The sequence below is a fragment of the Haloarcula sp. CBA1129 genome, from assembly GCF_008729015.1.
In the GTDB taxonomy this organism is placed as follows: Archaea; Halobacteriota; Halobacteria; order Halobacteriales; family Haloarculaceae; genus Haloarcula.
The window spans coordinates 82210-105845 of record NZ_RKSM01000003.1 but is presented as its reverse complement, the minus strand read 5'-3'; the positions used below and the strand labels follow the sequence as shown (position 1 = coordinate 105845).

At 59.4% G+C, this 23636-nt stretch carries 17 protein-coding genes; 7 read left to right on the top strand and 10 right to left on the bottom strand.

Annotated features, from left to right (window positions below; all coding sequences use genetic code 11):
• Nucleotides 1–195: 195 nt before the first annotated feature.
• Nucleotides 196–1161, bottom strand: coding sequence for a glycosyltransferase family A protein (locus Har1129_RS18325; protein ID WP_151102273.1), 966 nt, complete (start codon nt 1159–1161; stop codon nt 196–198).
• A 268-nt stretch (nt 1162–1429) separates the two neighbouring features.
• Between Har1129_RS18325 and Har1129_RS18320 the strand changes: the two genes are divergently transcribed.
• A complete protein-coding gene (locus tag Har1129_RS18320) occupies nt 1430–1732 on the top strand; it encodes a hypothetical protein (protein ID WP_151102272.1) in 303 nt (100 codons plus the stop codon).
• A 632-nt stretch (nt 1733–2364) separates the two neighbouring features.
• Here the strand turns inward: Har1129_RS18320 and Har1129_RS18315 are convergent.
• The 4 genes from Har1129_RS18315 to Har1129_RS18300 all read right to left on the bottom strand — a co-directional run bounded on the left by Har1129_RS18315 (nt 2365) and on the right by Har1129_RS18300 (nt 7592).
• Complete coding sequence (locus tag Har1129_RS18315) at nt 2365–3339, bottom strand: DUF1616 domain-containing protein (protein WP_151102271.1); 975 nt, start codon at nt 3337–3339, stop codon at nt 2365–2367.
• Nucleotides 3340–3575: 236 nt separating this feature from the next.
• Nucleotides 3576–4691: a non-hydrolyzing UDP-N-acetylglucosamine 2-epimerase gene (gene wecB, locus Har1129_RS18310; protein ID WP_151102270.1), complete on the bottom strand. Its 1116-nt coding sequence runs from the start codon at nt 4689–4691 to the stop codon at nt 3576–3578.
• Nucleotides 4692–4850: 159 nt separating this feature from the next.
• Nucleotides 4851–6131, bottom strand: coding sequence for a nucleotide sugar dehydrogenase (locus tag Har1129_RS18305; protein ID WP_151102269.1), 1281 nt, complete (start codon nt 6129–6131; stop codon nt 4851–4853).
• Nucleotides 6132–6350: 219 nt separating this feature from the next.
• Nucleotides 6351–7592: a glycosyltransferase family 2 protein gene (locus tag Har1129_RS18300; RefSeq protein ID WP_225307856.1), complete on the bottom strand. Its 1242-nt coding sequence runs from the start codon at nt 7590–7592 to the stop codon at nt 6351–6353.
• Between the two features lie 429 nt (nt 7593–8021).
• Between Har1129_RS18300 and Har1129_RS18295 the strand changes: the two genes are divergently transcribed.
• From Har1129_RS18295 to Har1129_RS18285, 3 genes are all read left to right on the top strand, one after another.
• A complete protein-coding gene (locus tag Har1129_RS18295) occupies nt 8022–8951 on the top strand; it encodes an NAD-dependent epimerase/dehydratase family protein (RefSeq protein WP_151102267.1) in 930 nt (309 codons plus the stop codon).
• A 164-nt stretch (nt 8952–9115) separates the two neighbouring features.
• Complete coding sequence (locus Har1129_RS18290; protein ID WP_151102266.1) at nt 9116–10450, top strand: glycerate kinase; 1335 nt, start codon at nt 9116–9118, stop codon at nt 10448–10450.
• A 118-nt stretch (nt 10451–10568) separates the two neighbouring features.
• Nucleotides 10569–11918, top strand: coding sequence for a DUF362 domain-containing protein (locus tag Har1129_RS18285; protein WP_151102265.1), 1350 nt, complete (start codon nt 10569–10571; stop codon nt 11916–11918).
• A 208-nt stretch (nt 11919–12126) separates the two neighbouring features.
• On the opposite strand, the gene Har1129_RS18280 is transcribed toward Har1129_RS18285, so the two are convergent.
• Both Har1129_RS18280 and Har1129_RS18275 read right to left on the bottom strand, forming a co-directional pair.
• Entirely contained in the window at nt 12127–14307 is a 2181-nt protein-coding gene (locus Har1129_RS18280) for an LUD domain-containing protein (RefSeq protein WP_151102264.1), read from the bottom strand.
• 2 nt (nt 14308–14309) lie between these two features.
• Nucleotides 14310–14831: an LUD domain-containing protein gene (locus Har1129_RS18275; protein WP_151102263.1), complete on the bottom strand. Its 522-nt coding sequence runs from the start codon at nt 14829–14831 to the stop codon at nt 14310–14312.
• 453 nt (nt 14832–15284) lie between these two features.
• Between Har1129_RS18275 and Har1129_RS18270 the strand changes: the two genes are divergently transcribed.
• From Har1129_RS18270 to Har1129_RS18260, 3 genes are all read left to right on the top strand, one after another.
• Complete coding sequence (locus Har1129_RS18270; RefSeq protein WP_151102262.1) at nt 15285–16289, top strand: HEAT repeat domain-containing protein; 1005 nt, start codon at nt 15285–15287, stop codon at nt 16287–16289.
• Between the two features lie 128 nt (nt 16290–16417).
• Nucleotides 16418–17446: an LLM class flavin-dependent oxidoreductase gene (locus Har1129_RS18265; RefSeq protein ID WP_151102261.1), complete on the top strand. Its 1029-nt coding sequence runs from the start codon at nt 16418–16420 to the stop codon at nt 17444–17446.
• Nucleotides 17447–17869: 423 nt separating this feature from the next.
• The gene (locus tag Har1129_RS18260; protein WP_151102260.1) at nt 17870–18760 is read left to right on the top strand and encodes a universal stress protein; all 891 of its coding nucleotides are present in this window, start codon (nt 17870–17872) and stop codon (nt 18758–18760) included.
• Nucleotides 18761–18793: 33 nt separating this feature from the next.
• Here the strand turns inward: Har1129_RS18260 and Har1129_RS18255 are convergent, their stop codons facing one another.
• From Har1129_RS18255 to Har1129_RS18245, 3 genes are all read right to left on the bottom strand, one after another.
• The gene (locus Har1129_RS18255) at nt 18794–21199 is read right to left on the bottom strand and encodes a DUF2309 domain-containing protein (RefSeq protein ID WP_151102259.1); all 2406 of its coding nucleotides are present in this window, start codon (nt 21197–21199) and stop codon (nt 18794–18796) included.
• A complete protein-coding gene (locus tag Har1129_RS18250; RefSeq protein ID WP_151102258.1) occupies nt 21189–22676 on the bottom strand; it encodes a proton-conducting transporter membrane subunit in 1488 nt (495 codons plus the stop codon). The genes Har1129_RS18255 and Har1129_RS18250 overlap by 11 nt, the downstream gene beginning before the upstream one ends.
• 436 nt (nt 22677–23112) lie before the next feature.
• Nucleotides 23113–23586, bottom strand: a complete 474-nt coding sequence (locus tag Har1129_RS18245; protein ID WP_151102257.1) for an Lrp/AsnC family transcriptional regulator — start codon at nt 23584–23586, stop codon at nt 23113–23115.
• Nucleotides 23587–23636: the final 50 nt, after the last annotated feature.

The following is a 23636-nucleotide window of genomic DNA, read 5'->3' as shown; positions in this document are numbered from 1 at the left end:
CTATCCGGAAGGTGTCGGTTCGAGTCAACTGGCGGCGAGCGTTGCTTTTCGCTGTGCAGTGTCTCAATGGGCAACAGGTGATTCTTCAACTGTTTCAGCGCCGTATAAGCCACTTCATTCGGGAGATAAACTCAGAAAGTCAATGATGCCCTGTTGAGAGAGGCGTTCGACAATTGAATGCCACACCGCTTCCCGCTACAAAGGTGCTGTCTCAGCGAACCTCCGGCGCAGGGATGCAATCGATTCGTAGGTCCATTTCCCGCCAAGCGAAGGTAGCAGGTGGGGGTAGACAGGGCGGTGAAGCGGGTTAGCAAAGAAGGCCAGTAGAAAGTACTTACGGGCTTCGCCGTACTGCCCGGCACGTATCGCTGACCGTGCGAGTGAGCGTCGCATGGACGCGAGGAAGGTTCGCTTGTAGTATCGACCGTACTCCGCTGCGAGGCTGCCATGCTTCTCGACGAACAGCGGATAGGCCACATCGCGTTTCTGTTGAAATTTCGACGTGATGCTGTCATCTTGCCCAGTTTGTCGATACGTAAGCGACTCCTCGACTGGCTGGAACTCGCAGGACTGGGCGAGGCGGAAGAACCACTCACGGTCCTGCCACGCGGGAAATCGCTCGTCAGGTAGTCCGGCCTCAGCAATCACATCAGTGTCGACCAGCACCGAAGAGAACTGTCCGAAGTTCGATCCCGTCAACAGGTCGGTGACCGCGTCGCCCGCCGCGGTCGGGGTCGAAACCGTCGTTCCGGACGGGTGCTCCCGTTTGACCCACGTGTAGACGACTCCTGTCTCGGCCGGAGACCGCGAAAAAGTATCGACCTGCTTTCGGAGTTTCGTCTCGTCCCACCGGTCATCGTCGTCAAGAAACGCAATGTAATCTCCGTTTGCGGTCCGGATACCCGTATTACGGGCAACGTTCGCCCCCTTGTTCCTCTCGTGTCGGATGACCGTCATTCGTTCGTCGCTCAGCAACCGCTCCGGTAGCGTCGTCGCTACAGGCGTCGGCGAGCCGTCGTCGACGACGAGAAGTTCGACACGCTCGTACTGCTGGTCGAACACGCTCTGAATGGCGGACGGCAAGTCTTCGTCTCGCCCGTACGTAGGAATAATCACACTCACGAGCGGGGTTCCATCATCGGTGTTTCCTGCCTCCGGCATATCGATCTTAATTTACACTTTGTGGCTACTACATTTAAGTACAACATCACTACTGGATGCAGTGGGGAGCGCCTCGTGGCCGGATACGAAACCTCGATTCGGTATGTTCGGGAAGAAATGCTACAACAGATGAAACACCCGGATTACAGGACAGATAACACGCAGCCACCCGAATTGATATGCGTTAGTCGGGTATTATCGACGATAGGGACAGGTATACAGGGTCATTACTATTGACCCGCTTCCACGATACTCTGGCACGTAATCCATGTCGATGAACGAGTGGGTCTCATCTATGTCGATGCCAGTACCTACACAGAGTCGATTCCAGTGGTTTCTCGTCTCGTTCGTCACCCTTGGTATATGCTCGTCAGTGGCCCTCTGGGTCGTTGGTATCACTAGCGGTCAGATATACCTCGTTGCGATGTTTCTGGTCTTGCTCGTAACCAGCGAACTCTTCCCTCCGCTGGCGGACAAGCAGTGGTGGCGCTGGCTGCAACTGTTTAAACTCGCCGGCTGGCTCGTCACTCTTTACCTCCTCTTTGAGAGGGTCAGTAGCGTTATTCAGTAGTTGCAATGACTGGCAGTCGTTGACTCGGACAGCACTCTCGATTACATCTCCTTTGTCTGCTGTCTAACAGTCGACTGAATCAATCGATGAAACACTTGAAGTAGTAAGTGCTCAGGCCCAATGCGGTCGCGGCGACGACCTATTTTATATCCCAGACGCCATGACTTTTACCGAACAATTTGGGTGGACTGATTTAGGACCGATACGAAACACATAGTCCATGAGTTCTTTTCGGTCTTCGGGGAGAGAAATGGTACTGGTGAGGATGTCCTACGCACTTTATTTTCTCAACTACAATTTTTGGAGGGGAAAACGTATTACTTTTGGATAGAAGTATATCTTTTGCCTTCAGTACCTTCGAATTTCTGTCTAAAACAGCTCATGGGATGGTGTCCTGATCGATAATGCAACAATTGTGACTGCATCAATCGAACTATTCGCGAAAGGTAGCGATTCATAACTCATTAGAAACCTGAGTAGCAGTTCTTCTCCGCTTGGTGTGCTTTGTGCCACTGGCTTTCCGATGTTATAAGTGCTATAAATATAGCTGTGTTCGGTGTGGGACAGACCACACACGCCGCGCGGTAGCGGGCCCGGAATAACCTTGTCCTTATCCAGCGTGAACCCTCGCGTCAGCCACGAGTGACATTGATCCAGATGTGAGTGCGTCGGTACGCGCTCTCGGGACGAGGGTTCGACCCAACCGGTGCTTCACCGCGATAGAGAAGGTATGACACTCGAACATGTTCCCCGACCAACGGGGGCGTCATTTCGTGGGGGCGCGTGAGCGTCTCGCCTGCTGTGACACGGGTCCTGAACCGATCGATCCGTGCAGTGCTCAGAACAGTGCCGTTGTCGATTCGCTGAGCGATAACGACTACCGTGTAGTTCAAGCCCTGTCCCTCGTGGTTGCCGATAGTGACCTGTATCGTCGCAGAACTTCCGAGTGGAATCTGTGACGGGTACTCCGATGCGACGAGCTCTCCGTTGTCGGATTCAGCTACCAGCGCGAACTCCGTGAACTGTTCGCCTCGTTCCGCCGACATGGCCGCGTAACCGATTCCGGTTCCGGAGAGGAGAAGCCCGAGTACGAGCAGAACGTGAAGCACCGGGACGCCGTCGGGTGGCCGCAGAGACGCTTGGGACCATGCGGTCGTTACCCACCGCATGGGACTGAACCGCTCGGCTGGTGGCACGCGCAGCCGTCGGCCCGCTGCAACAACCGAGAGAAGTACGGTCGTGACTCCGATAGAGAACTGGAACAGCCCAGTTGTCGCACCGAACGACAGCAGGACCAACCCAAGTCCCAGCAGCGGAACTAAACAGATACTGACTCCAATCGCGAGAACGAGTCGCTCACCGGGAGCGATCCGTCCCCCGCAGTCATCAAACAGTCCCGTTTCGGGGGCACAACGTGGGAACAGAAGGGAAACCAGAGCGTACCCCGGCGCGATGAGTACCGCTCCCAGCCCCAGAACGGCCTGCACGGACGGCTGTCCGGCATGGCTCTGAACAGCGGAGGTCTGCCAGAGACCGAGGAATCCGACCAGTAGCAGATCGACCGGGAGCGTATCCACCTCGATACCCGTATCTGCATCAGATGCCATTACCGGCTGATGCGGGTGTAGTAATAAAATAAGACAGTTGCTACTGGTGTATGCGCTCACTTTGTAACGGGGGGCCGACATATTTCGAGCCTGTCGGACAGACTTATTTTCCGTCGATGGACTGCCACTGAGCAAAAACAGACTTCCGGTCGTACTCGACGGCCTCTAAGCCACTGAAACACTGTTCACACAGAGGTTCGGGTGAACTGCTCTCGAAAACCCGCGTCGAAATTCGGTCACTCGGTCGGTTTGATTGGTTCCTCGACGGCGAGTGCCGGAATCGCATCGAGGATATGAACGGCAGCTCTCCCATCGCCGAACGGTGTCGTCCAATCGTCGGACTTTCCCCGCATTTTCATCGCTGCTGTGATGATGTCAACTGGGTCTCGACCGGCGACACAGTTCGCACCGGCAAAGGCCGTTTCGGGCCGTTCAGTTCCGTACCTCAGTGTCACACACGGAGTCCCGAGGATGCTCGTCTCTTCCTGAACGCCGCCGGAATCGGTGAATACCACGTCCGCTGTGCTTTCCAGTCGGAGGAAATCGAAGAACCCCAGCGGCTCGATAGGGCGGATTTGATCGGGGACCGCGATACCGAACTCTTCGAGTCGGTCCTCCGCCCGGGGGTGTATCGGGTAGATGACCTCTCGGTCCGCCTGAGCGCTCGCCTGCGAAACGCCGCTGAGAATCCGTTCGAATGCGTTCTGATCATCAACTGTCTCTGCCCGGTGAGCAGTCAAGAGATCGAACTGCCCTTCAGCGACGCCGAGTTCACTCAGGATCCGGCTCTCGCTCGCGGCTTTGTCGTCGTAGGTCTCGACTGCATCCACAACCGTGTTTCCGGTGACTGTGATGCGGTCCTCAGAGATCCCTTCGTCTCGAAGTAGTGCCGCTGTCTCCTCGGTCGGTGGGAAGAGGTGATCGGAAATATGGTCGATGATCACCCGGTTCGTCTCCTCGGGCATGTCGTCATCGAAGCTCCGGAGTCCAGCCTCGACGTGAGCCACGTCGACATCCATCTTACTCCCCGCCAGTGCGCCTGCAAGCGTCGAGTTTGTATCACCCTGAACAAACACGACCGCCGGCTCGGCATCGTGGAGTTCTTCCTCGATACCAGCGAGCATCGCACCGGTCTGGGCCCCATGGTCGTCAGAGCCGACTTCGAGGTTCGTGTCCGGCGGTGATAGCCCGAGCTGTCGGAAGAAGACCGTATCCAGCGAGTCCGAGTAGTGCTGCCCAGTGTGGATTACGTGCGTGTCGAGGCCACGCCGGTGGCACTCTTGGATTACCGGTGCTAGCTTGATTATCTCAGGACGCGTTCCGAGAACGAAGCCAGCGGTACTGACAGTCATTGTCGTCCCCGATTTCGCAAGTCAAACGTCCCATACCGGTCGAACCCAGTCGATTCCATACCCGGTCCGTGTGCGACCAACGGGATTTGTTATAAACTTCCTACGCTGTTGGCGTTGGTCCCGCTCGTCGCTGCATTGATCAGCGGAGAACTATCCGACTCAGATTGTCCGGACATCGAACCCATGGTCGGCCCATTGCTCCACGTCAATAACGTCGACCGGATCAACCACGGTTCGGCCTGACATTTTCGAACCGATAGCCTCCGGGTCGAGGTCCGCGAACTCGTCGTGTGCCGCCCCGAATATCACTGCATCGGCATCGTCAACTGCGGTATCGAGCGAAACGAGCTGCAGCCTCGCATCCGTCGCTCGCGGGTCGTGGATGGTAACTGAACTCTCGCCCCAGCCGCCGTCCATGGCCGTGCGTGCCTCTGTTGTGACATCTCCGAGCAGTTTCGCGACCTCTAGGCCGGGACTGTTCCGAGTGTCGCTGACATTACCTTTGTACGTGATTCCGAGGACTGCCACGGTCTTACCGTGCAGTGACCCGACAGCGTCCTCGAGCATTCTGACGACGTGCTCCGGCATCCGGTCGTTGACTTGGCTCGCTACGTCGAGTAGCTCCGTCGCACCCGTCCCGTCGCTCAGGAAATGTGGGTCTACGGGGAGACAGTGCCCGCCGACGCCGGCGCCCGGGTTCAGAATGTCGACCCGGGGATGGTTGTTTGCGAGACTGATGGCGGACCGCACGTCGACGCCGTAGTTCTCTGCCAGTAGTGCCAGCGTGTTAGCGTATGCAATACTGACATTTCGCTCTGCGTTTTGCGCGAGTTTCACGAACTCGGCGGTCGTCGGGTCTGCGGCGACGTGGATATCCCCGGAGGTGAGTGGCTTGTAGAGGGATTTGATTGCTCTGAGCGACGCCTCGTCGACACCGCCGACGATTCGGTCGTTGGTCCGGAGTTCGGCGAGTGTATTCCCCGGCATCACCGTTTCCGGCGTATACCCCAACTCCACGTCGTCTCCGACATCGAGACCCTCGTCGGATAGAATCGGGGCTAGGATTCCGGTGGTCGTCCCCGGTGGGACTGTCGATTCCAGAATTACGGTGTCGCCCGGCCTGAGAACAGTAGCTACGTTCCGTCCGGCGTCTTTCACGTAGGTGAGGTCTGCTTCGCCGTTCACCTCGTCGTAGGGTGTTGGAACACAGATTATGTGTACATCGGCCGGTCGCGGCTGGCGGCTTAGCGTCAGATTCCCTTCTAGTGCGTTCTGGACGTACGATTCGAAGTCGGGTTCGCTGACCTTTGGCTCCCCCTCGCGAAGCCGCTCGATCACGTCTTCGTCGACATCGAAACCGATGACTTCGGTGCCATCGTTGGCAAACAACGATGCCGTCGCAAGCCCGATGTATCCGAGTCCGTGGACGCAGATAGTCATGCTTCCCACGCACCCAGCGGTTCTCCGAGTGATTCACGGCGCTGTCCACGTTCCCAAGAGTTCGATTTGGGTTCGTCTCTCATTAGCCTCCAAATGAGATACGGTACTCTTTGTTATGCAGCAGTTGTGTATAGTCAGCAACCACAGAAATAGGGTAAACCCTACCTGACCGAAAGTGATGCACACGGTAATACAACTGGTGCGCTTTTATGATCCCGGCTACTGGCGGTACAGTTCAAGCGAGTGGAGAATAATTCCGGTGAAAGACGCGAGGATACCGGTGATCGTGAAGGTAGTGCTTGCCAACGCGTGGCCTAGCGGGAAGCTCCCAGTCTGTAGATAGTTGAACATCGTGAGGTAGGTGAACACAAACCCGACGAGAACGAAGAAGACTCCGGGAACGCCGAGCAACATGATCGGATGTTCCCGCTCGACTGTTCGAATAATGTTCCCAACGAGCGTCAGTCCGTGCTCGACCGGACCGAGGTTGTTGGACGTTTCCACGTCGTAATCTATCGTGGTTGGCACCTCCGCGATCTGGTAGTCGTTCGAGTGCGCGTGGTACAGAATGTTCGTGCTTGCGTCCATCCGGTCACCGATTGAGTTGTCCGTCGCGAGCGAGCTTATCGCCGCTTGACTGTACGCCCGGAAGCCGCTCTGCGTGTCGCTGATCCGTTTGGTCGGCGTGAGGACTCCAAGGCTGAGGTTGGTCATGAGATTGACTGTAAACAGCCCGAATCGTCTGTATAGCGGCATCTCGGTCTCGGCACCGTCATCGAAGCGGTTCCCGATGACGATTTCCGCGTCTGACTCCCGTTGCTGTTCGATCAACTCCGGGATATCGCTCGGGTCGTGTTGCCCGTCCGCGTCAAGCACCACCAAGTAGTCGGTATCGCTCCGGTCGGCCTGCTCGAAGATACTGTTGAGCGCACCGCCGTACCCGACGTTGCGGTCGTGTTCGTACACTGTTGCCCCGGCCGCCTCCGCGACCTCGACAGTGTCGTCAGTGCTCCCGTCGTCGACTACCAAGACGGTGTCGGCGTACTCCATGGCCGACTCCACCACGCTCCCAATTGTCCCTGCCTCGTTGTACGCCGGGATTCCGACCATAACAGTCGGCTCTGGGTCAGTGACCGGTTCGATACGGGCGTCGATGGCGAACTTCTCGGCAGTCTTCAACGCTTCGCGGCTTGCCGGGAGATTGACCGACCCTTCCTCCCCGCCGTGGTACACAAGTCCCGGATAGCCGGACTGCTTGGCGTGCAGCCGCAACCGCTCGCGGGGGGTATCGGTTTCGATCTGACTCCCGGACGGGTCGACCACCTCTGCATCGAGCCAGCGGGCGAAAGCGAGTGCCTGCGGGTCCGCGTCGACAGCAGCGGTAACGATTGCCTGATGTGCCCGCGAGTGTATGCGGAGAATCTCGGCCGCGATCCACTCGGCGTTTGACTCGGTTGCCACGAGTCCCACTGCAGGCAAGTTCTTTGAGACCTCACGGATACCGTCATTCGCGGGCGATTGCTGTACTCTATCCGACATTTCAGTCCCACTCCGGAACCGCTCTCGATAGCGGTCGTTCGGTGTGGTCGTCCACACGCTCCAGTACGTATAGTGGTATCATTGTGGCAAGTGGTGGACTCCGTTGTGCTCTGCTGTGAACGAGTTATCATATTGTTATTCCCAGCTTTCCGAGATCGCCCCAATCCTGTATTATCCGCAAAAAGTAGGTAACAAAGTATAATCTGACGCGTGAGGATACAACGCGTCATAGCTATGATCCCTGATAGATTTAATCCGGCCAATACCCTGCGATACAAATGTTATGCGCTCCGAAAACGCGACGTATGTCTACGAATAACTTAAAAGATGAAAACCCCGTCTCCGAATGACATGTCGACGAATGATGTCCGCAATTGTCGGGTGCTAGTTACCGGCGGTGCTGGGTTCATTGGAAGCCATCTAACGTCAGCGCTAGCGGAGGAAAACCATGTGCGAGTCCTTGATGACTTCTCAACGGGACAGCAGGCAAACCTCCCAGAGAATGTAACGGTCATTGAGGGAGATATACGAGAAAGGGATACAGTCAGTGAGGCGATGGACGACGTTGACATAGTCTTTCATGAGGCTGCGATGGTTAGTGTCCCCGAGTCAATTGAGCAGCCAGTCAACTGTCACGAAGTTAATGGATCTGCGACCGTCACCGTCTTTGACTGCGCTCGACAGCAGGATGCACGGGTAGTCCTCGCCTCCAGTGCCGCCGTATACGGCAATCCCGATACAGTCCCAATTAAAGAAGCGGAACCAACCGATCCACGCACACCATATGGAATCGAGAAGCATCTCGGTGAACAGTATGCACGGTTTTATACAGAGCGATACGGCCTGCCAACAGTCCCGTTGCGTTACTTCAACGTCTATGGGCCGCGTGGGCTTGACGGGGAGTACGCCGGCGTAATCGGAACCTTCATTCGTCAGGCACAAGCCGGCAACCCCCTCACAATCGAAGGTGACGGGAAACAGACACGGGATTTCGTCTACGTCGATGATGTCGTACGTGCAAACCTGCTTGCAGCTACAACAGATACCATCGGCAGGCCGTTCAACGTCGGAACTGGACGAAGTGTCAGTATCAACGAACTCGCCAAAACCGTCCGTGATGTCGTGGGTGCGGATGTAGCGATAAAGCACGTTCCCGAGCGTACGAATGATATCAGAGAGAGCGAAGCAGATCTCAGTGACGCACGCACACTGCTTGGATATGAACCAACGGTACCCCTCCGAAGAGGGCTGGAATCAACGCTCAGTGTTGAAGGGAAATAAGCATCTCCAGTTGCTGATAGAACAGCAAAGCCACATTGAGACCGGTTATTTGCGCCTGATAGTAAAGGGACAAATACTCACCTGAGCCATCGCTTCAGTGATAGTTCCTCTGAGGTGCCACTGTTCTGAGGGAGATTTTTACCGATTCGGATGGAAGCAGTGGTATGATTCATAACCGGGCCGCACTGGCTGGCAGCGCTGCACGCGAGATAGCACTCAATTGCATCGAAGCCGCCGTGGACGCGGCTGCGCCAGAGGCCGCAACCATGTCAACCGTCAGCCGTGACGGCGAGACGCTGACGGTCGGTGAGACAACGTACGACCTCGGCACCTACACCGATGTCGTCATTGTCGGCGGCGGGAAAGCCGCTGGCGGCGTGACACGCGTACTCGAATCCGTTCTCGGTGACAGCATCAGCGGCGGCCACGTTGTCGTCAAGCAAGCTATCGACACCGAAACCGTCCGGAGTACGGTAGGCGACCACCCACTACCGTCGGAGCGAAACGTCGAAGCGACGGCCGATATTCTCGACACGGTCGATGCTGCCGACGCGGACACGCTCGTCCTGTTTGTCCTGACTGGCGGAGCCAGCGCGCTTCTGTCGGCTCCGATCGGAGACCTGACACTGGAGGACCTCCAGACGACGACCGATAGGCTCCTCAGTGGCGGCGTTCCGATTGCGGAGATCAACGCGGTCCGGAAGCACCTCTCGGAGCTGAAAGGTGGGCGGATAGCGCGGCGTGCGGCTCCCGCTACTGTCGCCGGGTTACTGATCAGCGACGTCGTCGGAAACGACCTCTCGACCATCGGTAGCGGTCCCTCAGTTCCGGACGAAACCACATACGAGGACGCCCTTCGTGTGTTTGACCAGTACGATCTCACCCCGCCGCCAGCCGTTCGTGACCACCTCAAAGTTGGACGAGACGGCCAACTAGCGGAGACACCGTTTCCCGATGATTCAGTCTTTGACCGGGTCACGAACCATCTCATCAGTGACAACGCGACCGCACTCGACGCTGCCGCTGCTGTCGCGCGAGAAGCCGGATACGAACCACTCGTGCTCACGTCTCGCCTGCGCGGGGAAGCCCGGGAGGTTGCGAAGCCGCTCGTCGCTATTGCCGAGGAATCTGCGGCGACGGGAACGCCGGTCGAGCCACCGGCTGTCCTCCTTGCCGGCGGCGAGACGACCGTGACCGTAACAGGGGACGGAGGGCGAGGCGGCCCCAATCAGGAGTTCGTCCTCTCCGGCGCACTGTCCCACGACGGCAACGCAGTCATCGCTGCTGTCGACACTGACGGCGAAGACGGGAGCTCCGACGTGGCCGGGGCTATCGCTGACGCGAGCGCCATCGACGACCGCAAACGGGCCCACGAGGCACTTCTCGCAAACGATGCCGGCTCGTACCTCTCTGAGATAGAGGCGACAGTCGAGACTGGATCGACCGGCACCAACGTCAACGATGTGGCCGTACTCGTTATCCCGGACACGAGCGAGTGATTTTACACGCGACTGTTCTCAGGCACGGCTGCCGGATTGCTGGACTGTGACGGGAGGCGGAGACAGTTCAGCCGAGCCGTGGGTCACGTTTATGAACAGATGGGTTGATATGCCGCATATGAACACAAGCGATCAACAGATCGCGGCGGACGCACTCTCCGTTCCCGAAGAGACAATCGTCGACGCCTGCGGCGACCCGCCACTCCCCGAACTCGGTGTCATCGAACAGAACTGGGAGACGGACCCGATAGCGCCGGATGATGTCGCAACACACGCGGCCCGCGCAATTGAGTCGCTTTCCTTCGCCGACGTCCCCGACGGCGGTGAGGTTGCACTCGGGGTCGGAAGCCGCGGTATCGCGAACCTTCCAACGATTGTCGCCGGCGTCGTCGACGCGGTCTCGGACGCTGGCTACGAGCCGTTCGTCTTCCCGGCGATGGGGAGCCACGGTGGCGCTACCGGCGAGGGCCAGCGAACGATGCTGAACGAACTCGGCGTCACCGAGTCAGCCATCGGCTGTGAAATCCGGTCGACTATGGACGTGGTTGAAGTCGGGCGAACGCCTGACCGTGACGTGCCCGTCGTCGCCGACGACAACGCTGTGGCGGCTGATGCAATCATCCCCATCAACCGCGTCAAGCCACACACGGACTTCGACGGACCCGTCGAGAGCGGGCTCTCGAAGATGCTCGTCATCGGCATGGGCAAGCAGCGCGGCGCACAGATCGCTCACAAGTGGGCCGTCGACTGGTCGTTCCGGCGGATGATCCCAGAGATTACCGGCCAGTTGCTCGAAGAACTGCCCATCGTCGGCGGCGTCGCAATCGTCGAGGACCAACACGACGAGACAACGCTGATAGAGGGCGTGCCGCCGAGTGGCTTCCTCGACCGTGAGGCAGAACTGTTAGAGACCGCCTACGAACGGATGCCGACGCTCCCGTTCGAAGATATCGATCTCGTGATATTCGACCGCCAAGGAAAGGAAATCAGCGGTCAGGGACTCGATACCAACGTCATCGGTCGCCGACCGTTCTCGATTAACGAGCCGGCTCCCGAGACGCCGGATATTAAGCGTATCTTCACACGCGGGCTGACAGAGAAGACCCACGGGAACGCGATGGGCGTCGGCTCGGCGGATGTCATCCACGAGGACATCGTCGCAGACCTCGACGCACAGACGTCGCTTATCAATGCGCTCACTGCGAGCACGATTCGCGGGGTGAAACTACCGCCAGTGGTCGAAACTGACCGGGCTGGCATCGTCGCCACGCTGTCGACGATAGGGGTCGTCGACACCGACACCGTTCGTGTGCTCCGTGCGGCCGACACGATGCATCTCCACCGACTCTACGCGTCGCCGGCGCTGGTCGAGGAGGCGCGCGGCCGCGAGGACCTGCGCGTCGTCGAGGAGCCATCTCCGATCGAGTTCGACAACGGACAGTTTGTTGCCCCGTCGCTGCGCGAGTAGCTGTCGGTAGGAGGCGTATTCTCATTGCAGACCGCTGACAGGACAAGGCACAATGTGCACGTGTCAGGTGGCACCCGCGACATCTCGGACCGGGGGTGTCACCGCAATGCGCGGCCGCAACACATGTGGCGGATATAAAAGCGGTATAAATAACGGACGTACACGCGTTAGATGATTCCTCATCGCGCGAACGCGTATCGCGGCTCGGTTATGTCGCTAGGAGCTCTATGGGGTGGCGTGGCTGTCGCTCCAGCAAGGCGTCGATCTGCTCCAGACAGGAGGTCCCGCTAGCGACGACGGGTCGATTTTGTACGCCGTCGTCACGCAACTGCGTCCGGAGTCGGTCGCCAACGTCCATGCTCAGCTCGTAGTAGTCGGACTTGTAGCCGAAGCTCCCGGCCATGCCACAACACTCAACGTCAGAGGTGACGACGTCGTAGCCACACTCTTCGAGCACAGCGACAGTGTGGGCTTCAAGCCCGAGTGTCCGTTGCTGGCAGTGGCTGTGGTAGGCGATTTCAGCGCCAGCGACAGTCGAGAGTGCTTCGATGGACGCTCCGTTATCGAGCAATCCGAAGACGTATTCGAACACCTCGTAACTGTTCTCCGCAATGTCAGTAAACGCCGACTCGTCAAGGAGACGCTCGTACTCCCGTGTGAACATCGCGTGGTCGCTCGGTTCGATAACGACCACGTCGCGACCGTCTGCCGTGTATGGTTCGAGGGCTTCGGTGACCCGTTCGGCATGGTCTGTCGCCGTCGCAACCATTCCCTGAGACAGCGGCGCGCGGCCGCTGGACGGGGCCGGCGGAACCACCACGTCGACGCCCAGCGATTCGAGCACCTTCACGGCGGCTTTGCCACGCTCGACCTGCACATGGTTCGTGTACAGGTCCGGATAGAGCACCGCCCGGCGTTCGGGGTCGTCCACCTGTGAGTCACGGGCAGCGGCCCAATCGACGAGCGTCTCTCGCTCGAACGCCGGCAGGTCCCGTCGTGGGTCGATGCCAAGCACTCGCTCCATGACCTGCCGCGAGACGCCGGTGTCGGCAAGCCAGTTCGACACGGGCGCAGTGGCGCTCCCGAGCTTTGCGACGGTCTCGAAGTTGCCGAAAAAGCGTTTTTGCAGGGGCGCACCATCGTCTTCTTCGTCGGGCGTGAGGCCGTCGACGAGCCAGTCCCCGGGCGTGTCTTTGCCGCGGTTGATGCGGTCGCGGACGACCGTGTTGATCCAAGGGATGTCGATGCCGACCGGGCAGGCGTTTACACAGCGCGTACACCCGGTACAGAGGTCGTTGAACTCCTCGGCCACGTCTAGCCCTTCGATGCCGGCTTCCCACCCGGTCGCAATGCCACCCGAATACGTCTCTCCGCCGAACGCGTGGCCGCCGACGCTCTGGAAGTTCGCACAGGAGTTCGAACAGGCAGAACACCGGATGCAGTAAAGCGTCTCCCGGAGGTGTTCGTCGTCCCGCATGTCCAGCCGACCGTTGTCGATGAGTACGAGGTGGAAGTCACGGTCGGAATCGAATTCCGACAGCGGCGTTTCGTCGTCGGTGAAATCGACGACCGGCGTGTCAACCGGTGGCGTCAATAGCGAGACGTACGACGTGATATCCTGCCCAGTGCCCGACCGACCGATAAGTTCGATGAACGGATGGAGGTCTGCGACCGTCGGAATGACCTTCTCGACGCCAGCGACGGCGACGTGCGTGTCTGTCGCGGCCACCGTCTTGCGGGCGTTGCCCTCGCTAGTGACTAGTGCCATCGTCCCGGTATCGGCCGCGATGAAGTTCGCGCCGGTGAGGCCGACCTCCGCGTTGATGATCTGCTCGCCCAGTTTCTCGCGGGCGAAGTGGGTGAGTTCTTCGGCCGTCTCCAACGGCTCGTCGGGATCGAACCGTTCGTTGAATAGCTCTGCGATGCTCTCGCGGGACTTGTGGATCGCCGGCGCGACGATGTGGGAGGGGGCTTCGTCGGCGACCTGCAACACCCACTCGCCCAGATCCGTCTCGACCACGTCAACGCCGTCCGCTTCGAGCGCGTCGTTGACCTCGATCTCCTCGCTCGTCATCGACTTGCTCTTGACGACCCGGTCAGCCGCTCGGTCATCGACGACGTTGCGGATGTACTCGTTCGCGTCAGCGGCGTCATCGGCGATGTACACCGTCCCCCCGTTCGCTTCGATGGTTTCCGTTAGTTGGTCGAGGAGATCCGGAAGCTCCGCGATGGCGTCCTCCTTGATACTGCGTGCGGCTTGTTTGAGCGCTTCGTAGTCTTCTAGGTCCCCAACAGAGTCGTAGCGCCCCGCGTTGAACCCCTGCGTGTTCTCCGCGATTGCCGCTCCTTCGGTTCGCATCAGTTCACGGAGTTCGTCGGCCGTCGCCATCGTCACGCCCCCTCCTCCACGATGATGACGTGGACCTCTTTGGCTCCGTGTGCCCCTTTGACGAGTGCCCCCATGTCGGCCGTTGCACTCGGTCCTGTTGCGATAATCGCACTCCCGTTAGTTTCGGTGAACCGCTCGTCAAGTTCTGCCACCGCTGCGTCCATGTCGGGCTTGATATCGTCCTCGTGAAGAATGGCGACATGCCGCTCGACAAACAGGCTCACGAGTTCGCTGGCCGTTTCAGTCATCGAAAGGACGAGTGAACCGTAGTCGCCGACACCGAGTTCGGCACCGGTGACGCCGGTGGCCGCCTCGCGAAGCGCGACCGGGGTGGGGTCGACCGTTACCGGCGTCTCCGTCAGTGAAACCGCCTCGTCCCCAACCGTCTCGTCGAGCGCGATCCCGACTGCAGGCTCCGTGACCGCCTCCGTAACAGCGGCTTCGAGTTCGGACTTGGTAGTGGTGGAAACTGTCACACCCAATGCTTCGAGAGCCCCCTCGAACGACGCGCGTTTGCTTTCCATCTATATGCGAATCGAAAACCTACATCATCATTTAGTTTTTGTCTGCAGCGGCTGTAAGTTCGACAGGTCCAGTGGACCGATGCGCATACCCGTTACGCTGAGCATTATTTTACCAGATGCACAGAGATGTACGGTGTTTACTCATATTTCGACCCTCCCGATGTGAGCGGATTATACTAAAATGCGACGCGACAGATGGACCGACCGGCTTCGATGTTAACGGCTAGAGTCGAATGCCGTGTTTAATGTCTCATATAGCTCCAAGATAAGTCCAAACCACACCATTATCTAACCATAAATCAATATATGGGTTCATTAGTAGCATATTAATACCCAAATGTTGAGCCAGCAATGCTATAATCGCTTCAACAGTTGGCGATTGTGTTCGATCCGAGCAATAGCCGGGAGGCAAGGGGTTTTATGGGTTCTCTAGGAACCACCGGCAACGAACCGATGGACGACCAACCCAGTGCCCCTCCAGAGACAGAGATTGCGACACTACTCGAACAGGGACAGAAAGCTGCTGCACTGACAGCACTTGAGCGGCTTTCGACAGCCGGACCAGCTGACCAACAGGCGTGCTTGCGGTCACTCAAAGCGGCTGCTGACGAACAGCCGGAACTGTTCGACGGCGTACTGCCGTCGCTCACCGAGTTTGTAGAGAACAGCGAGCGGCCAACACGACTCACAGCGGCGAAATTGTTCGTCACAGTCAGCGAGGATGCGCCGGACAGTGTCGTTCCGGTCGTCTCGACGCTTGCTGAGCGACTGGCGGATGAGTCAGAGTTCTACTACGTTCGCGCCCGGTGTGCAGAGGCGCTGGGCTACGTCGCCGTCGACCACCCCGATGCTGTCACGTCGCCTGAAGTCGTAGCGGATCTGCGCATTGGCTTGGAGTTCGACAAGCCAGAAGTAAAAGAGAAATTAGCGAAGGCTCTGGCACACGTCGCCTTGGGAAGTCCCGAGAGACTCCGCTATCAAGTCGACTCGCTCGCCGACCACCTTCGAGCAGATAGCGAACTGATCCGCTATCACCTGAGCACAGCTCTCGTCGTTGTTGGCTGTGCGTGTCCCGAACAGCTTACAGACGCGATGGAGGCGCTCGTCTCATGTCTCGAAGACGAAAGCAGATACGTCCGTGGCCGGGCGGCCGAAGCGCTGGGTTTGCTTGCAGGTGTTGATTCCGTTGAGTCGGTCCCGCGAGCACGGCTCGACGCTCTCACCGCAGACGAGGAGTTTGTTGCAGAGCGGGCCCAGTTCGCCCTGTCTCAGTATCGTGGGGAGGACCCGTCTGATGCGGTCACAGGAATAGCCACGAAAAATGCAATCCGTACCCAGACAGCCGACATTGTCTCGGAAATCCGGACGCCAGAAGGCGAGGGCGAGTGCCCACACTGCGGGCTTTCACTCCCCGACGCCAGCCCCCCGCTGTGTCCGGGCTGTGGCACACCGCTGTAAGTACACAGTCGGTCGGGTAGTGGTGGCAAACAACAGGGCCGCCGCGGATCAGAGTGATCGCTCCGTATGAGATACTCTCACACTGTTAGTAGCCGAACGGTTATAGCTCACAACCGTTGTGGGCGGATATGGACCTCTCAATCGTTGATCTCTCTCCGGTCCCGGATGACGGAACTGCGACTGACGCGTATGCAAACACCATCGATGCCGCCCAGCAGGCCGAACGTCTCGGCTATTCCCGATTCTGGGTGGCGGAACATCACGGGATGGGGAACACGCTCGCAGGAACAACACCCGAGGTACTGCTCGGCAACCTCGCCGCCGAAACCGACTCAATTCGGCTCGGATCGGGGGCGGTCCTGCTCAATCACTACAGCCCGTTCAAAGTTGCAGAACTGTTCGGCTCTCTCGACGCGCTCGCTCCGGGACGCATCGACGCGGGGCTTGGACGGGCCAACGGTTCGCCGGCTGTCGACCGCGCACTCGGGACAGATCGCCGTGTCCGGAACCCCGACGAAGACCACGCCGAAAAAATCGAGGCTGTCGTCTCGCACCTCTATGACAGCTACCCGGACGGTCATGCCTACAGTGATCTCGAAATCCCTCGTTCAGATGCGGAAACACCTGTCCCATGGGTTCTGGGGTCAAGCCCGTCAAGCGCGGCGCTGGCCGGCGAACTCGGACTGCGCTACTGTTTCGCCGCGTTCATTCGACCGAACTTGGCTACCCGTTCGTTCGAGGAATACCGGGACCACTTCGAATCGTCGCAGTTGGCCGGCGGCGTCGGCGAGCCACAGGGAATGGTCGCGGTGAACGCGGTCTGTGCCGAGACCGACGAGAAAGCGGCACGGCTCCGTGCCGTGGCCGAAGCATCGTTCAAGCGGATGGAGCGAGGGGTCATTGGAACGACTCCATCTGTCGAGGAAGCTATCGACGAGCTTGGGGCCGTGCCCGAACCGACGCCTGCCACGCTGGATGTCGGTGAGTGGCCGCGGGCAATCTCCGGCAGCCCGGACACGCTCAGCGACCTTCTCGAACAACTGTCTGATCGTGTCGGGGTCGATGAGGTGATGATTCAGCACGTCGTCGGCGACCACGCTGACGCACTCCGGTCACACGAGTTACTGGCAGAGGATATTGGGCTCAAACCACGCTAAACGGCACCCCTCCGAAAACACGGAGTGTGGCGCGACGACGGCGCAGTTACTGCTGGGCTGATGCTGGCCCGTCGGGTGGAGTATGGCGACTTCTATGTGTGTTCTCGCTGCACCGTGATGTACTCGAACTGGCTCTATGGGCGTTTTGCAACGATTCACGTCGCGTTTTACTAACGGTTGTGAGCCGTCCCGGAAAGGGGGTAAGCATTGAATTTGCCGTCAATTTGAGACCGCGCTCGAAATGATCCGAGGGAAACGAAGCGCGTCGACAGTAGAGATGCAGTGGTTCTCAGGTTGGATTGTACGTAGACGCTCTCTCAGAGGTCAATACGGACGGGTGGCACAATAAAACCGAGTTCACTGTGCGACAGTGTGGTGAGAATCGAACGTAACGTTATATCAATGGTGTGCCAAACTGCGCCCATGAGCCGGACAATTAATTCGATTCTCGTGCCGACCGACGGCAGTGATGGGGCACGGATAGGAGCACTGCGAGGTATCGATCTCGCCGCTACAGTCGGGGCGGACCTCCATGTATTGTCAGTAATTGACTCCCGTGACATCGAACCCGATCTGGACTCGCGTGCTCAGACCGAACGAGAGCGTCTTTTCGAGGAAGAGGCACAACAGGCGGTCGATTCCATTGCGGGACTCGGCCGTTCCCACCTCTCTGGTCCGATCACTACTGCTGTTGAATCTGGGATCCCGTTCCAGACGATCAACGACTACGTCGAGACCCATGACATCGATCTCATCTTTATGGGGACACAAGGGCGGACAGGGTTCGAACGGGCTGTTCTCGGGAGTGTTGCAGAAAAGACGCTCCGGACCGCAGACGTTCCAATCGTCACGGTAACTCCGGACGGGGACATCGTCGAAATCGGCGACCAGCGGTATGAAAACATTCTCGTCCCGACTGACGGCAGTCAGGGAGCAGAACTGGCGATCGAATGGGGCGTGACGATAGCTGAGTTGTATGACGCAACGGTACACACGGTCTATTCTGTCGATACGGGTCGGTTCGACAGTGTTGAGGGCACAGCTGAGATTCACGACTCACTCGAACAAACCGGACAGGAGGCACTTGGGAGAGTCCGTGAACGTGCCCGAGCAGCGGATGTCAGCGTCGCAGGCAGTCTCGCAAGCGGGCCGGCTGCGCGCACGATTCTCTCTTACATCGAGGAGCACGATATCGACCTCGTCGTGATGGGAACACACGGCCGATCCGGCCTCAGACGCTACCTTATCGGAAGTGTCACCGAGACAGTTGTGCGTAATGCGGCTGTTCCGGTCTGTTGTGTCCCGTTGCAGTGATACGCTTTTCACGATGGCCCTGTTCGGACCGGTTCAGTCGTCTGCGACCGCCGGAGCGGTCGATTCCGCAAGGTCGGCTTCGGATAGCCCCGACAGAGGCGACCACTCCAAGTCCTGTTCGTACTCGAAGGCACGGTGGTCCTGCGTTGGATCGACGACTGTCAGCGAGAGCCAGTTGTTGTCGAGCAGGTCCGTTAGCTCCGCGTGGTCAGCGAGAGCGCCGTTGACGCGGTCGACCGGAGCATGGACGACTGTCGAGAGGCGAAGCGGCTGGTGGTGCGGTTCGTCGTCAGCGGCCATCAGCGACTGCAGCGGGAGGCCGGTCATCAGATCGCCGCCGTTGCCCTGATAGACGCCGACGTTGCCGACGGGGTTGTGTGTCACCTTCGACCCGCTGCCGTAGACAGCGTTGTCGACCGTCGAGAAGTAGTACTGGGTGTTGATCCACTGCGTGACGACCATCGGCCCGGTGAGTATCGCCTCCAGCGCCTCGCCGTCAGGGTCGGTCGACCAGTCGTAGGAATGGAGGAACGCGCGGCCGTCGAGGTCGACATCGCTCGTCAGTTCGCGGGGGCCGACGACGAACCCGGCGTTACCGGCCAGCCCCCATTCGGGGCGGGTCTCGGCCCAGTCGGCGGCGCGGCGCTCCGTCTCACTGACCCCCGACGATACGTCGGCACCCATCGACCCGACGCGCTCGGCAGCCGCGTTGTCGCGGGCGGTAGCGAGGTCGGCGCGCAACTGCTCGATATCGGCGGCGTGGGTCTCTGGAACGTCGCTGTCGTACAGTTCCACCTCGTCGGTCGTCGTGTTGTGTTCGCCGGCGAGGAAGACAGTGTCTTCGGGGATGTCGAAGCCGCGGTCGCGGAGCGCGGTCCTGACTTCTGTGTCGTTGCAGATCGCCGCCAGCACGCGAGCGTTCGGACCGCCGGGGTTGCCGGCACAGGCACCACAGTCCAGACTCGAATCGTAGGGGTTGTTGGTCGTTTCGCTGGCGTGGCCGGTGAAGACGACGAGGCGACTGAACGTCTCCCAGCCCATCAGGTCGAATGCAGTGGCGGCATACTCGACTTTCTCATCAGTGGTCAGCCCCACCGGCAGATCACCGGCGTAGGTGTGCTGGTGGTGAACGAGCGGGTCACAGAACTCGTGTTCGTCGGGCACCGAGCCGTCAGCTGCGTCAAATAAGTCATGCACGCGTCCGGGGACAAGCGTGCGGGCCGCGAGCGCGAGGCCGTACCCGCTTCCAGCAGTCTCGACAAAGCCGTAGGCCGTGGCGGCGTTGGCCTCCAACGTCTCGATAATTTCGTCAGCGGTTTCACGGATTCCCGATAAGCGGTCGTGGCTCTCCTTGGTGTCGTCGTCGGTCGGAACGTCGGTGATGCGGTGCTGCGGTTCGAGAATCGGCGGGCAGGCGTCGACCGACACGTCGGCGTCGTAGCCCTGATACTCCATCGGAATGCCGAAGAAACCGGCATACCCGTGGGTCTCGTAGTCGCCCGCGGCCTCGATGTGGCGACGGATGATCTCCGAGCGGGTGTCGATACAGAAGACCATCTGCGCGTCCGGGCGGCCCGAACTGCTGCCGTCCGCGAGTGACTGGCTCTCCGCGGCGACGGTTTCGACCAGATCACTGCGGTAGCTCGCTTCCCAAGCACGCAAGAACGCTCCGGCGAGTTCGGCGGCTGGATGCGGGTCGAGACTGTCATCCGAGGGAGCGATGTCAGCACCGACGGCATCCAGCAGGGCCAGACGCGCAGCGAGGTACCCGGCCAGCGAAATCGGGTGCGCCGACTGCCACGCGCCGTCGTCGTCGGCACGCTGCTTGATGAGTCCTGTCCAGCCCGGGAGAGCGGCCAGTTCTGCCTCGAAAATAGGCTCCCACTGGCTCTCCGGGAACGGCTCAAGCACGTCCCTGATGGCTTCACTCGGCGTTTCAGGCAGATCGGCAATGATCCCCTCGTCGGGGATTTCGCCGTCGTGCTCAGCGACCCCGCGGAAGGCAGTGTAGAACCCTGCTTCGCGGTTCGGCATCGACCAGTGAGCACTGCCCTCGTCGAGAAACGCCGACAGCCATTTCGTCAACACTTGGTCGACGTGGTCGGTGGCGGTGTCGGAATCGCTGTCCGTTGTCTCGGCCGCGTTGGCCATGTGATCGAGCAGTATCTCGGGGTCATCCTCGTAGCCGATCTCAGAGAGTTCGGTGTCGAGAACCGCCGGGTCTATCTGGCCGCGCTGCAGCGCCGCACGGAACGTCTCCTCGCTGGGGTAGCCGCGGCCGCCCAACAAGTCGGCTGCCTGCGTGACCGCCTCACTGAAAGGCTGGTTCTCGAACCCCGAGAGTGGGTTTGCCGTCACGAACGAGTGGATGGGCCAGAGGGAGCCGACGGTGGTCGCTGCGGTCTCGATACTGTCGTGGACGGTGGGTTCAGTACTCATTGTACTCCTCCGTCGTGGTCAGGACAGTGTCGGCTGCCGGTTGGCCGGCGTTCAGCAGCGCCACGTAGAGGCGCTGGCTGCGCTCATGGACACCAGTCTCGATGCCGGTGTAGATACCGGCGAAAACGACGGCGATGATGCCGTGTAGTAGCGTCAGTTCGGTCGTTGCCGGGCCGACAGGCATGAGCCCCGCAACGCCTGTATAGACCGCGGCGTAGATGACGATAGCCGGGAAAAAGACCACCGGGACAGCCCCGTAGCGGGCCGCTGCCGGAAGCGAGGTGTGCTGGACAGCGTCCCGGGCCGCGTGGAGCGTCGTGAACACCACGAAGAAGGTCAACAGGAGGCCGCCATCGACCTTCGCCCCCTTCCCTGTCAGGACCGCGAACAGCGCGCCACCGGCAAGACCGGTCAGCAGCGTCACGACGATACCGAGGATGGTCGTCGTCGTTCCTATCGTGTGTGGTGTCTCCTCACTCGGGCTCATGTGTTCGACCTGTCCGCCTGCGCTGAGGAACTGGTAGGCTTTGTAGAAGCCGTGCAGGATGAGGTGGGTGATAGCGGCCCCGAAGAAGCCGAGACCGACCTGCATGATCATGAAACCCATCTGGCCGACGGTCGAACAGCCGAGCTTGCCCTTGATGTCCGTCTGAACTGATTTCAGGAGCTTCCCGCCGATAGCACTGGCACCGCCGATAGCGACGATTGTGAGCATGAGCGTGGGGTCAACGGTGATAACCGGCGCGAAGCGGGTCAGCAGAATGCCGCCCGCGTTGACGAACCCGGCGTGCATCAGCGCGGAGGCAGGCGTCGGCGCTGTCATCGAGGAGAGGAGCCAGCCGTGGAACGGGATCAGGGCGGACTGAATCATCGCCGCGAGCACGAGCGCGCCAGCGGCGACCAGCCACATCGGGCCAGCAAGTGTGTCGGCAGCCGCCGTAATTCCGGAAACCGTGGTCGCACCGGTCGTCCACCACAGTGTCGTCAGCGCGACGGCGAGAAGTCCGCTGCTGGCGATGAAGTACTTGCGGGCGACCGCCGCAGCCGCCTGTGCCTGCTCCCAGCCGCTGACGATACCGATGAGTTTCGCCATCAGCAGCCCCATCGCGAGCCACAGCGCCCCGAACAGCGCGAGGTGGTCAGCCGCGACCAGCCCCATCACAGTCACCGTGAATCCGAATACAGCACCGAAAAAGGACGTTTTGAGACGACTGCCAGCCATGTAGCGGCGCGAGTAGCTGTGAACGATCCCGCTGAAGAAGGTGACGACCACCCATAGCAGAACTGTCAGCCCGTCGACAGCGACAACGCCGGGTATCTCCCACGTGAACCCAGCTCGGACCCGGGCGGCAAGCACAGCGATGCTCGCGGCGAACATCGACCACACGAGCCATGTGAGTGCGACGGGCACGAGCGGCGATTCAACCGTCGTGTCCGGGAGTGATCCAACCGTCGTCGTTGAGTTGCGTCCTGACATCGTTTTCGTAACCGGTCACGGTAACCACAGACTGTGATTGGCCGATCTGGTTGTCTTCACACCTAGTGCGAACGGACTGGTTATTAAATCCTTCTATACTACCAATTTGTTCCTAAAATAGTGAATGGTAGAACATTATGATCCTACGATTGACCTTCCAGCGAAAACACTGTCAGGGGATCAGACAGGTGTTTCGCGACCTCTGCCGGCAAAACTCTTCGAAGACGAATCTCTACTCACATGGACACTGGCTCGAGTATTGGGGACGAAGTGGCTGTTGAGATGGGACGGTATTACCAAACTGTTCGGTAGGATTGCTCAGAGAATCACATCGTTGCTGCACATGGATCAGCCACACCGATGACTTGTCCAGCCGTGTAGTCCCGCACACGCAGTTATCCAGACTACAACTCTGGGGCAGCGACTCTGTGGTCAGCTATGTCCCGTTTCCGGAATCAAACTTACCGAAAGGCGTCGTCTCGTGGCTCCGAACGAGCACTTCGTCGGCAACCGTCAGCCCCATATCGAGAAGTGCCTGCGCGACGGGCGTGATATCGCTATCCGATTCGCCAACAACCGTCACGAGAAGATTCTCCTCGCCGGTGACCAGTTCCTGTACCGATACCACACCGTCTATATCGAGAATTTCGGGGATTAAATCACCTCGCTCGGGAATCGACGCAGTGCAGTAGAGCAACATCCGGAGCGGATAGCCCGCCTGCTGATAGTCGACATCAGCACTGTACCCTTTGATAATCTCGCTGGATTCGAGATGGTTGATGCGCTTGCGGACGGTGCTGTCGGACGTATCCGTTCGCGCTGCGATGTCACCGGACGACATGTTTCGAGCATCCTCCTGTAACGCGTACAGAATCGCTCTGTCCACGTCGTCGATCTCCTCGTCAGCCATACTAGTGTGTCCACAGCAAGGACACTTTACTGTTGTACGTTACCCGGTTC

Excerpts from the sequence above, each read along its gene's own strand:
- Har1129_RS18325 (WP_151102273.1), bottom strand. The coding sequence starts at position 1,161 with ATGCCGGAGGCAGGAAACACCGATGATGGAACCCCGCTCGTGAGTGTG.
- Har1129_RS18320 (WP_151102272.1), top strand. The coding sequence starts at position 1,430 with ATGTCGATGAACGAGTGGGTCTCATCTATGTCGATGCCAGTACCTACA.
- Har1129_RS18315 (WP_151102271.1), bottom strand. The coding sequence starts at position 3,339 with ATGGCATCTGATGCAGATACGGGTATCGAGGTGGATACGCTCCCGGTC.
- wecB (WP_151102270.1), bottom strand. The coding sequence starts at position 4,691 with ATGACTGTCAGTACCGCTGGCTTCGTTCTCGGAACGCGTCCTGAGATA.
- Har1129_RS18305 (WP_151102269.1), bottom strand. The coding sequence starts at position 6,131 with ATGACTATCTGCGTCCACGGACTCGGATACATCGGGCTTGCGACGGCA.
- Har1129_RS18295 (WP_151102267.1), top strand. The coding sequence starts at position 8,022 with ATGTCGACGAATGATGTCCGCAATTGTCGGGTGCTAGTTACCGGCGGT.
- Har1129_RS18290 (WP_151102266.1), top strand. The coding sequence starts at position 9,116 with ATGATTCATAACCGGGCCGCACTGGCTGGCAGCGCTGCACGCGAGATA.
- Har1129_RS18285 (WP_151102265.1), top strand. The coding sequence starts at position 10,569 with ATGAACACAAGCGATCAACAGATCGCGGCGGACGCACTCTCCGTTCCC.
- Har1129_RS18280 (WP_151102264.1), bottom strand. The coding sequence starts at position 14,307 with ATGGCGACGGCCGACGAACTCCGTGAACTGATGCGAACCGAAGGAGCG.
- Har1129_RS18275 (WP_151102263.1), bottom strand. The coding sequence starts at position 14,831 with ATGGAAAGCAAACGCGCGTCGTTCGAGGGGGCTCTCGAAGCATTGGGT.
- Har1129_RS18270 (WP_151102262.1), top strand. The coding sequence starts at position 15,285 with ATGGACGACCAACCCAGTGCCCCTCCAGAGACAGAGATTGCGACACTA.
- Har1129_RS18265 (WP_151102261.1), top strand. The coding sequence starts at position 16,418 with ATGGACCTCTCAATCGTTGATCTCTCTCCGGTCCCGGATGACGGAACT.
- Har1129_RS18260 (WP_151102260.1), top strand. The coding sequence starts at position 17,870 with ATGAGCCGGACAATTAATTCGATTCTCGTGCCGACCGACGGCAGTGAT.
- Har1129_RS18255 (WP_151102259.1), bottom strand. The coding sequence starts at position 21,199 with ATGAGTACTGAACCCACCGTCCACGACAGTATCGAGACCGCAGCGACC.
- Har1129_RS18250 (WP_151102258.1), bottom strand. The coding sequence starts at position 22,676 with ATGTCAGGACGCAACTCAACGACGACGGTTGGATCACTCCCGGACACG.
- Har1129_RS18245 (WP_151102257.1), bottom strand. The coding sequence starts at position 23,586 with ATGGCTGACGAGGAGATCGACGACGTGGACAGAGCGATTCTGTACGCG.